Raw genomic sequence first — 11,147 nt, forward strand, 5'->3', positions numbered from 1 at the left:
GCTGATAAAGTGTCATCGCCTTGACCACCCCAGAGATAGTCGTTGTCAATTCCAGCATCGAGAATGTCTTTGCCGTCACCACCGTAGAGGGAATCGTTACCTTCGCCAGCATCAAGGATGTCATCGCCGTTTTCCCCAAACAGGTAGTCATCGCCAGCTTGGGCTGATAAAGTGTCATCGCCTTGACCACCCCAGAGATAGTCGTTGTCAATTCCAGCATCGAGAATGTCTTTGCCGTCTCCACCGTAGAGACTGTCGTTGCCTTCGGCTGCATCGAGGATGTCGTCGCCCGCTTCGCCAAACAAGTTGTCATCACCTGCTTTGGCGTATAAAGTGTCATCGTCTTGACCTCCCCAAAGTTGGTCGTTGCCAATTCCGGCATCGAGGATGTCTTTGCCGTCGCCACCGTAGAGGTTGTCGTTGCCTTCTGCTGCATCGAGGGTGTCGTCGCCCGCTTCGCCAAACAGGTTGTCGTCGCCATCGTCGCCTAGGAGGATGTCGGCATCGTCGCCGCCATAGAGTTGGTCGTTGCCGAGGCCTGCATTCAGGGTGTCTTTGCCGGTGCCGCCGTAGAGATAGTCGTTGCCTGTTCCGGCGTCTAGGGTGTCGTCGCCTGCATCGCCTGCGAGAGTGTCGTTTCCGGCTTCGCCGATGAGGGTGTCTTTTTCGTCACCGCCGGAGAGTTCGTCGTCGCCGGTGCCGCCGTAGATGAGGTCGGTGTCTCCTTGTCCGTAGAGTTTGTCGTTTTCGCCTTCGCCGTAGATGGTGTCTTTGTCTTCGCCGCCGTACACAAAGTCGTCGCCAGCGCCACCGTAGAGTAAGTCTTTGCCTGTTTCGCCAAAAATTGTGTCGTTACCATAACCAGCGTCTCCGGCAACGGTGTCGTCATCGCTACCGGCGTAGATTAAGTCGTTGGCATCGCCACCTCGGATGTAGTCTTGACCGGCTTCACCGTAAAGAGTGTCTCTGTCTTGATTGCCGTAGATGCTGTCGCCGCCTTCGCCGCCGTAGATTAGGTCGTTGCCGAATTCGCCGTAGAGTTGGTCGTTGCCGCCGAGTCCGTCAATGCGATCGTCCCCAGCATCGCCGGTGATAACATTAACCGTATCGTCGCCGGTAATATTATCGTCATGCCGAGAACCCGCGACGTTTTCAATGTCGGCAATTTTGTCTTGATTTCCCCAACCGTCGGTAGCATTGCCTGTTTGTAAATTGACAGTAACGCCGTTCGGGTCGCGGCGGTAGCTGAGAATGTCGATGCCTTCTCCGCCGTAAAATGAGTCATTGCCGGCATTGCCAATTAATAAATCGTTGCCTTCTAATGCCCAAATTCGGTTATCTTTTTCGTTGCCAATTAAGATGTCTTCAAAGCGAGTACCGATGATGTCTTCTAAGTTTCTCAAAGCATCGGTAGTGCCAAAACCGTCTTTACCAGTACCAGCAGCAATTTCAAAATCCCGTTCTAGTTCCGTGTAGTATTCGCTGGGATTAACTGCGGTGACGAATTCTTTGAAACGTTGGTTGGTGTTGTTGTCGTAGTCGCTATTTTCGTCAATATTAACGATAACACCACTGGGAGAATTGATGTAATTAACGAGATCGACTCCTTCTCCCCCATCAATTAAATCATCGCCGATTTCTCCGATTAACGAGTCATTGCCAGTACCGCCAAATAATTCGTCGTTGCCAGCGTTGCCGTTGAGAGTGTCATCGCCGGCTTGGCTTAGAAGTACGTCGTCATCGAAGCCGCCAAACAGGGTATCTTTGCCGTCGCCACCATCGATGTAGTCTTTGCCTTGACTGCCGAAAAGGTTGTCTTCGCCTGCTTGTCCGTAAATATCATCGTCGTCGGCCCCGCCATCAATGATGTCTTGGTCGTCGCCACCTTCCAGCCAGTCATTATTTTCGTTGCCTTGGATGACATCGTTGCCGGCTTGTCCGTAAATTCTGTCATCACCGGTATTGCCGGAAAGCAAGTCTTGGCCGTTGCCGCCATCGATGAAGTCATCGTCTGCGTTGCCTTCTATGGTGTCGCTGCCATCTTGCCCGTAGAGGATGTCTTCGCCTTCGTTGCCTTGGATAAAGTCGCGGCCGCTGCCACCTTCGGCGTAGTCTTCGCCGGTGTTGCCTTGGATGATGTCGTTGCCGGATTGGCCGTAGAGTTTGTCGTTGCCTTGTTCGCCGTAAAGTAGGTCATTTTCGGTGCCGCCGTCGATGATGTCGTCACCTTCACGGCCGTAGAGAATGTCGTTGCCAGCGTTGCCGTAGAGAAGGTCGCTATCAATCCCGCCGTCGAGGATATCTTCACCTTCATTTCCTTCTAGGGTGTCGCTGCCAGCTTCGCCGAGGAGGATGTCTTTACCATCGCCACCATATACTTCGTCGTTATCTGTTCCAGCATAAACAATATCATTGCCAGCTAAGGCATAAACAATATCATCGCCAGCACCACTGGTAATTATATTAACTCCATCATCACCTTCGATTCGATCGCCAAAGCCAGAACCGACAACATTTTCTAGACCAGAAATATTATCTTGTCCGCCAAATCCATCTGTAGCAATACCATCTTTCAAACTGACGTAAACACCATTAGGATCGCGGCGGAAACTTACAGTGTCAATTCCTCCATTTCCTTCTAGTCGATCGTTGCCAGCACTGCTAACAACAAGATCGTTACCAGCACCGGCTTCAATGGCATTATCTAAAGCGTTGCCGATTAAAATATCTTCAAAAGAAGAACCAACAATGTTTTCAACTCCAACGATACTATCTTCTGAACCAAACCGATCTAATGCTTTACCTGAACCAATTGCAAAATTAGGTTCAAGGTCAAAGATTCCTGCTGTTTGTTGGTGTCGATAGTTGTTATTTTCATCAATGTTGACAATAACACCACCAATTGAATTGGCGTAACTGATTGTATCTATGCCAATTCCTCCATTTAATAAATCATTGCCTGCTTCACCTTGCAAGAAATCATCTCCTTGTTCGCCATGAAGACTGTCACTACCTAGACCTCCATAAATAGAATCATTGTCTTCGGCACCCAGGATTCTATTGGCGTATGAATTGCCGTAAAGGACATCATTACCTGCTTCACCATAGAGATTTTCATCACCAGCAGATTCAGGTAAGCTTAAAATGTCATCTCCAGCCGTTCCTACATTGGGAAAGATAGTATTGAAAGGAATTTCTATTGAAATTCGATTAAATGTAGGATCGCTTCCTGTGATGCGTCGGTAAAGATCGTTAAAACGAATCCCTGCATCACCCTTAAAAATAATATCTTTATCCTTGAAAAATTCACCGTGTAAATATGGTACATCTTTACCATTAATTAAAGTAAATCCTGTGCCAAAACCAACGGAACCTCCAAGTGCATCAACTCCTACCTTAAAATCAACATTTACAAGGTCAATTTCTCCTTTGATAGTACTCTCCAAATATGCCTCTGTAGAGAGAAACATCTCGGGATTAAATGCCAAAGTCAAATTGACCTTTGAATCATTATTTGAGTCTTCGTTTAAAAGATCATCAATTTCCTTAAAAGAATTTGATTTTCCATCAAGCTCTCCTCCTATAATTTCAGGCTCTAAATCCCTTAATCCAACCTTGAAATCGTAACCAAATTTTACTTCTCCTATTAAATTTATTGGCATAGCTCGCCATTCATAGTTGAAATAAGCCGACTGACCGAGAAAGTCAAAAGCATTCTTTCTTTCATCTGCTGCCCACTTTAACTTTGGCCAAAGTGCTAAGAGTTTATCTATCGCTAGATTAGCTTTTAATATATCAGTTTCTTCTTTTATTTCCCACGCATACTCATCATTTAATTTCTTCGCATTTGCGAGACTGGAAAAAGTGGGTAAATTCATTTCTGCACTAACTATTCCACCGAATAAATCTAGAGCAAATCCACCATTTTCCGTTATTTTGGCATCATTAGGAGATTTATTATTAGTGTTATCTGCTTCAATCACCCCTGGGAAAGGCGACTCCTTATCTGAAGATGTTCTGTCGCTTATGAAAGCATAAGTATTCAAAAACGGAATATCAATTATTTGCTTTTCCTTTCGAGTATCTAGTTTGATAAGATCAAAACCCCATTGGCCTTCTTGAGAAGGAAATACTTGAAAGCTTTGCTCGAATCCAGCAGCATTGATGAATGCAGATAGTTGACCTATATTATAATCAAGAACTGGTCTGAGATTCGCAGAAACAAAAGGTGCTATATATTTGAATATCGCATCCAAATTAGGGGAAAAATCAAATTCAAGAGAACTGTTGGAAGTATTATTTGCAGTAGCAGTTATTTTACTAGCGAAAGGTAAATCAAAATGCAGTTCTCCTAAGTTATATTCTGCCTTAACTTCAAAGCCAGTTTTAATTGAGCCGCCGTCTAATTTAAACCCCACATCAGCATCAGAAATCCCTAAGTCTACACCATAAGATATAGACTTACTTCCATAATTGTAGGGAAGTTTAAAGATGTCCTTATCATTAGGATCGGACTCCCATGAATTAGCTATCTTCAGTCCTAAAAATTTTTCAAGATAATCGGCGGTAGTAGAATGAAAAACAAATTTTCCAAAACTGAGATTATCTGAATAAGTTGTCGTGTCTATTGACTGTTCAATAACAATACTAGAATTATCGAGAGTTAAAAGATTAGAGTCATCCTCTTGTTTAATGGCATCCAAAGTAGAAGCATCTAAATGTTGACCTAAAACTGTTGCAGAAAAAATGGCACCTTCATCCCCAGGAGTATCATAAGTGTTAATACTCCAATCCACAGAATGACCAATTTCTTCCAATAAAACACTCGTAATCCCTTGAAGATTATTAGTATTTTGGGTCAAAAAGTTTTCGGAAACATAAATGGTGTTATTTGAACCCGCATAAGCAGCATTAGCCCCTTTCAGTTCAGAACCAGTGCGAATTTCAATCGCAGGAATAGATGTAAAGTCGCTATTAACCCACTGCTGGCGGATTTCTTCTAGCTTACCAGCATCAAAATTTGTGCCGAAAATACTTTGAGCTTTGGCAACAAAATCATCACCCTTGGCAAAATTATTTAACGTGGCGTAAACGGCTTTCAGGGAAGTTTCGATCGCAGAGTTGAATGAGTTATTAGAAGTAGCCATGATTATTGTCCTCGCGTGGTAGATACAAAGTGTTCTGAAAATTGACAAAGCGACTCTATCGACAAGCCCGATCGCACTTCTGCACTTATGCACTTTCGTACTCTCTAGCTGTCGTATATCCGTCATTTACCCAAACTGAAGTCTCGCGAAATGCGATCGCACTTCAACTCAGTTGTCGCAATTACCGGTTCAAATCAACTCAATAAATGCAACCGTGGAAATAGATTAAACCAACATCGGAAGAAGCCTTTTCCAATATCCGTTGGGATGTTGGTTCGGATTTCGATCGGGAAGTTACGGGCGATGCGACTTTTGAATAAATCTCAACAAGTGCGATCAAACTTCGCAATTTCCCTTCTGTTTACTTATCAGGGTGAACTCAGTGGTTTTATGCAAAACTCTACGGATTTTTTGGTAAAGTTTTGTAAACACTGGTGAAAGTACGGAACAACGGGTGTTTTCGGGATTTAAGGGCGATCGAATCACGCGCTTCCCCACGATCCGGCAGGGAATGAATTCCCCGCCTCATAGCCAAAGTCCTCTCAAAGAGGACTGGTAAATTCTTCAGTCGTCTTCAGACGACTTTCGCTTTGAGGCAGGGGTTTCAACCCTTGCCGGAGTTCGGGATTGCGAGATAGCCGCATTGCGCGATCGATCTGGTTGTTAGCGCCAACGATCGATCGACCCTCACGCCTTTTTGTTCTTCCTATTTACTTATCAGGGTGAGCTCGGTGGTTTTATGCAAAAATCTCAAGTTTTTTTTGATAAAGTTTTGCAAACACTGGTGAAAGTACGGAAGGACAAGTGTTTTCGGGATTTAAGGGCGATCGGTGTTACGCACGGGTGGTCAGAAACCGGGTTTTTCGCAGAATACTTCGTTACAAACCTGCATAAATCGCAAAAACCCGGTTTATGCAGGTTTTGATGCGTCTTAACAAAAATTCACATCTAATTTAACGGCCCAATCCACCGCACAGCAAGACTTTCAACCATCCGTTCAAAAAAACTTTCACAATTTCGCATAAATTCCTCCAACTTACCCTGATAAGTAAATGTAGGAACAAAGTTGCGGCCGCACTGAACTATGAATGATGTGTACAACCCATCCGAGGGGGAAGACCACCCATCCGATCGCCAACTGCTATATCAAGAGTTCGACAGCCTTGTCACCCAAATTTGTCAGGAAACCTCGAACCCTTGGAAGCGAAGACGTTTGGTGAATCAGCTTGTGATTAAAATGACAAACTCCGGTCTGATCTGGAAGGATAAGGATAACGTACCTTACTATGAAGATGCTTTGCAAGAACAGTGGGAGTTTTTCTCTAGCAATTTGTGCGAATCCCGCACGGGAACTCAGTACGATCGCGATCGAAGCAGCATCATCACTTGGTTCAATTATTATTTCAAGCGACGGCTGCAAAATTGCGCTTTGAGAGTAGATAAAGAAAATAGCAGGATATCTAGAGGCCCCAAAAAATTCAAAGATGGAGAACAGATTGAAACAATTGAAGAGTTGCCCGCCGAGAATGAAACTCATATAATTGAATGTATTCAATATTTTGAAGAAGTTCAAAACTGGAGCGATACTAATCCTGACGGGGTGTTAAACGCACACATTCGAGGACGGAAGGATCTAACTTGTCAAGTTATCTTGAGAAGTTTGTTATCTGGTAAAACTTTTACACAAATGGCAGCAGAATATGGCTGTGCTTATCAGACAATCTACGGCTTTTGGAAAAACAAATGCCGTCCTCATGTGCAACAATTTCGCGACAATCATGACTGTTAATCTTACAAGGAGTTAAAGTAGGAAAATGAACAATACTACTACCGGAATCCAATCATTGCCAATGCCAATTACCCAAAATGCAATTCGTCTAGCATGGCAATTTGCTTCCGAACACAACCATCCTCCAAAAGTAGAACAACTTTATCTCAACACTTTGGCAGTGTTGGCAGTTTGCGATTATTTAAAAATTTTAGATATTGAAACTGATTTGACTAAAGGCGATAGCTGGAATCCAGTAATTCGCATTTTTGAAAATGTGGCAGATTTGTATATTAAAGGGTTGGGCAAAATTGAGTGTCGCCCACTTAGAAGCGCGCACAAGCAAGGAGAAAATGCCCAGGAAAATTCCTCGGCTAATTTACCTGAAATCTGCCCTGTTCCCATAGAAGCCAGGGATGAACGCATCGGTTATATTGTAGTAGAAATTGATGAGGATGAAAAGGAAGCAAGATTGCTGGGATTTTCCCCAACAGCAGGTACGGGCGAATTAGTATTGAGCGAGTTGCATTCCCTGGATGACTTCTTGCTCCACCTGGAACATATATCTGAATCTCAAGTGAATCTGCGTCAGTGGTTGGAGAATATATTTTCATCAGATTGGGAGTCAGTTGAGTCGATATTTGATCCACAGCCGGAGAATTCCCCTGTGAAAATAGAAAATCCGGTTAAATCTAATTTAGGCAATTGGTTTAAGAATGTTGCCGAAACAGGTTGGCAGAAATTTGAGCAAGGTAAACAAAATTTAGACGACCTACTTTTTCATGACGAAACCCCCAATTTTGCCTTCCGAGGAGGTGGAAATTCGAGAGCAGAATCTGCCTTGCAGGGCAGTCAAAGCAGTATCAATAGGTTTCCCGAAGCTGATGTCACGCGGGCAAAGTTGATTGACTTGGGAATGCGTTTGGGCAGAACAACTGTTGCTTTGTTGGTTGCTATTGCCGAAGAGAGCGATCGCACTGTTAGAGTTCACGTTCAGTTGCACCCGGCGATCGGCGATCATTATTTGCCTCGTAACCTGAAACTGTCGTTAATATCCGATGCTGGAAAAGTTTTAGATGAGCTTGAATCGACTGTTCAACAGCAGTGCATTTCACTGGAATTTTACGTAGAACCCGGAGAGAGTTTTAGTATTCGACTTGCGATCGATGATTTGAGCATAACAGAAAACTTTATGGTATGATTTGGCAATTACTGTTACCACAGCAAATTTATGACTTGCACTGTCATATTGGCTTTAGGGTCTGGAAATCTTCAAGAAGGATTTCCTCACATCACGGCGAAGTTGCAAAACCAAGCCAAATCTATCAGTATTCAACAATTCAAAGGAAGCTTGCCACCAGCACCAGATATTGAGGTGCTGCACAGAAGATGGAAAGCTGCTTGTACGGGAATCCAATCTAGCAGAAGCGATGCTCGAATAAAAGTCAATTATGCCAGCACGACTCACGTTTCTGAAACCAATCCTGGCGCTATATATGAAGGTTTAAAAAAAGAGATACAATCGTGGCTTAAAACAGACGAATTTTACAGCAAAATTGAGGTAAAGCTGAGGACACGAATCGGCAATCCATCGGAAGCTGCCGTTCAAATATTTCTAGAGTGCGATGATTCTCAGATTTCTGAGTTGCCTTGGGATGCGTGGCATTTTCGGGAAGAGTACCGCCAGAGTGAAATCATCCGCAGTTCGTCCGAGTATACAATACCACCTCAACAGGAAACTAAAGCAGGAATAGATCTACCTTCTAGAGGCAGAATTTTATGTGTTTTAGGTAACAGTAAGGGAATAAATGTTAAAAAAGATCAAAGGATTATCACAAAAAGTTTGGGCGATCGCTGCAAATTAGAGTTTTTGGACAACCCGACATCGGAAGAGTTGAACGATCGCCTTTTTGATGAAAAAGGCTGGCAAATTTTCTTTTTTGCCGGACACAGCAACAGTGATGATAATGCTACAAACGGAAGGCTGCACATCAATCAAAATCCTACCAACAATACTATCACAGTAAATGAATTAAAATTAGGTGTAAACCGAGCTAGTGCCAAAGGCTTGCAGTTGCTAATTTTTAATTCTTGTTCAAGTTTTGGATTAGCAGCAGATTTGGTTGCCCAGAATCATCCTTTGCCGTCAATAATTGTGATGCGCGCACCAATTCCAGACAACATTGCTCACGATTTTGTGAAGTCTTTGTTCAAATATTTGGCAGATGGAGAACCTTTGTTTTTGGCAATGCGAAAAGCTAAGGATTATTTGCTGCACTGGGAATCTCGATTTCCGGGCGCTAGCGGGATTCCGGTGCTATGTCAGCATCCAAATTTTGAGGAATTAACGTTACCCGGATGCGGGGCAAGTAAACCTTTGATTTCAGCAGCGGATGGTTTAGCCGATCGCCCCAATAACCAGTCATTTGTTTTCCCATCTAATTTGAGCAGGCGTCTCGGCATCGGTTTAGCTACTACTGCTAGCAGTTATATGTTAATGGGTCCCATAGTTGCGCCAGTCGCAAATCAAATTGGTATGAAAAACCACCGTCATAATAAACCTCTAATTGCTAAATTCTACTACCGTTTAGCAACTTTAATTAACATAAATTATGCACAGCCTTACTATAATTTATCTATATTGTGCGATCAATTGAATGAGGATGAATGTGCGTCTAACGCCATGCAAAACGCAGTGTGGCGGGGACTTCCTGATGCTTATGCTCAAAGATCGCGATCGCTCCTGCTCAATAATAAACACGAAGAAGCTTTAAAAGCGAGCGCCCTTTGTTTGGCAAACACTCAACACGACGGAGTAAAAGCCGCTTGTTTTAAAAATCGCGGCTGGGCGCGGTTTAAACAAAAGCAATATGACGCTGCTGAAGCAGATTTAAGAATAGCAATAGGATTCAGAAGCGATAGCCCTGAAGCTCAATGCCTTTTAGCACAGGTTCTCGAAATCAAAGGTAAGCCGCAAGCAGCCTTAGAAGCCTGGAATCAGGCGCTTAAATATTCAGATTACCGCGTGCCGAAACAAGATGAATGTATCCAGATTGCCCAGCAACGTTTACAAGCAAAAGGAAATATCAAGTGAAAATCAGGATTGCAACTTTTATAGCATTAAGCTCGATCGCAACTACCGCACTAGCAGCCAGTAACAGAATATCCAACGGACTGATTATCCATAGTAGCGGGGAAGTGGCGATCGAGCGCCAAAACGGCCGAATTGTTCGCCCTACCAGCGGTACGCTGATTTATCCGGGAGACACACTGCGAACAGCACAAAACGCCCAACTGACGATCCAATGTGCAGATTTGGGAATTAAGTCGATCGCACCGGGTGAAAATCAATTGAATAGCTGTTTGTTAGCCAAAGAAGAGTCGAAATCTGATTGCAGCACGGACTTGATTAAATGTCCCGATCGCGGCGACGATAAAATTGCTTGGAATAGCGCGCCAATTCCTTATATAATCAGTCCGAGGCGCACGAAATTACTCGACAGCAAGCCTATTTTGCGGTGGAATCCGGTTGCTGGTGCGACTAGCTATAAGTTGAGCCTCCGCGAAAATGGAGCCAAATTAAACTGGGAAATGACTGTTAGCGGTACTGAGGCTGTCTATCCGGGGGAACCAGCCCTGAAACCGGGTGTTAGGTACCGATTGATTGTCGAGGCGAATACGGGCGTTTCTTCAGAAAGTGCCGTAGGACAAGGAGATACAGAGTTTAGCTTGCTGGATGAGAAGCAAGTTGAGGCTGTTAAGGATGCGGTTGGGGCGATCGACAAACAAGTACCTAACGAAAACGCCAAAAAATTAGCAATTTCTAGCGTTTATCTTAACACAAACTTGATTGCCGAAGCAATAGAAATTTTAGAAAATACACAAAAATCAGGAGTGGAAACACCGCCAATTAATCGAGCATTGGGCGATTTGTATCTAGAAAAGCTACAACTGGTTCTCCAGGCTGAAGTCTACTATTCCAAGGTGATTAATACGGCGAAACCTGACGATATTGAGGAGTTGACAGCGGCTCGATACGGATTGGGGCAAGTTCATTCAGCGATGAGAAATAATCTGGAAGCTATGAAATATTTGCGAATGGCAAAAGATGGATATACAACTTTGGGAGATTTGCCAATGGCGGAAAAGATTGATAAACAATTGCGGGATTTGCAAAGGAGGGAAGACAGGAAATAGTAACGGGCTGTGACGTTAATTCCGGCAGAAATTGT

At 43.8% G+C, this 11,147-nt stretch carries 5 protein-coding genes; 4 read left to right on the forward strand and 1 reads right to left on the reverse strand.

Annotation, left to right across the window (positions count from 1 at the left end; all coding sequences use genetic code 11):
• A partial coding sequence (locus tag QUA57_RS13430; protein ID WP_445304475.1) for a calcium-binding protein occupies nt 1-5,147 on the reverse strand: 5,147 nt, incomplete at its 3' end.
• 1,084 nt (nt 5,148-6,231) lie between these two features.
• Here QUA57_RS13430 and QUA57_RS13435 point away from each other — a divergent pair.
• From QUA57_RS13435 to QUA57_RS13450, 4 genes are read left to right on the forward strand one after another with little or no spacing between them, the layout of a single operon-like run.
• Nucleotides 6,232-6,936 carry a hypothetical protein gene (locus tag QUA57_RS13435; RefSeq protein WP_333061457.1) on the forward strand — a complete coding sequence of 235 codons (705 nt, stop codon included), beginning with the start codon at nt 6,232-6,234 and terminating at the stop codon, nt 6,934-6,936.
• Nucleotides 6,937-6,961: 25 nt separating this feature from the next.
• On the forward strand, nt 6,962-8,116 hold the full coding sequence (locus tag QUA57_RS13440) for a DUF1822 family protein (RefSeq protein ID WP_333061456.1): 1,155 nt from the start codon (nt 6,962-6,964) through the stop codon (nt 8,114-8,116).
• Nucleotides 8,117-8,146: 30 nt separating this feature from the next.
• The gene (locus tag QUA57_RS13445; protein ID WP_333061454.1) at nt 8,147-10,009 is read left to right on the forward strand and encodes a CHAT domain-containing protein; all 1,863 of its coding nucleotides are present in this window, start codon (nt 8,147-8,149) and stop codon (nt 10,007-10,009) included.
• Nucleotides 10,006-11,112, forward strand: coding sequence for a hypothetical protein (locus tag QUA57_RS13450; RefSeq protein ID WP_333061452.1), 1,107 nt, complete (start codon nt 10,006-10,008; stop codon nt 11,110-11,112). Before QUA57_RS13445 ends, QUA57_RS13450 begins: the two co-directional genes overlap by 4 nt.
• The last annotated feature ends 35 nt before the right edge of the window (nt 11,113-11,147 follow it).

Source organism: Microcoleus sp. Pol7_B2 (assembly GCF_036701035.1).
In the GTDB taxonomy this organism is placed as follows: domain Bacteria; phylum Cyanobacteriota; class Cyanobacteriia; order Cyanobacteriales; family Microcoleaceae; genus Microcoleus.

What these genes read in the sequence shown, in the direction of transcription:
- QUA57_RS13440 (WP_333061456.1), top strand. Translation starts at nt 6,962, where the DNA reads ATGAACAATACTACTACCGGAATCCAATCATTGCCAATGCCAATTACC.
- QUA57_RS13435 (WP_333061457.1), top strand. Translation starts at nt 6,232, where the DNA reads ATGAATGATGTGTACAACCCATCCGAGGGGGAAGACCACCCATCCGAT.
- QUA57_RS13445 (WP_333061454.1), top strand. Translation starts at nt 8,147, where the DNA reads ATGACTTGCACTGTCATATTGGCTTTAGGGTCTGGAAATCTTCAAGAA.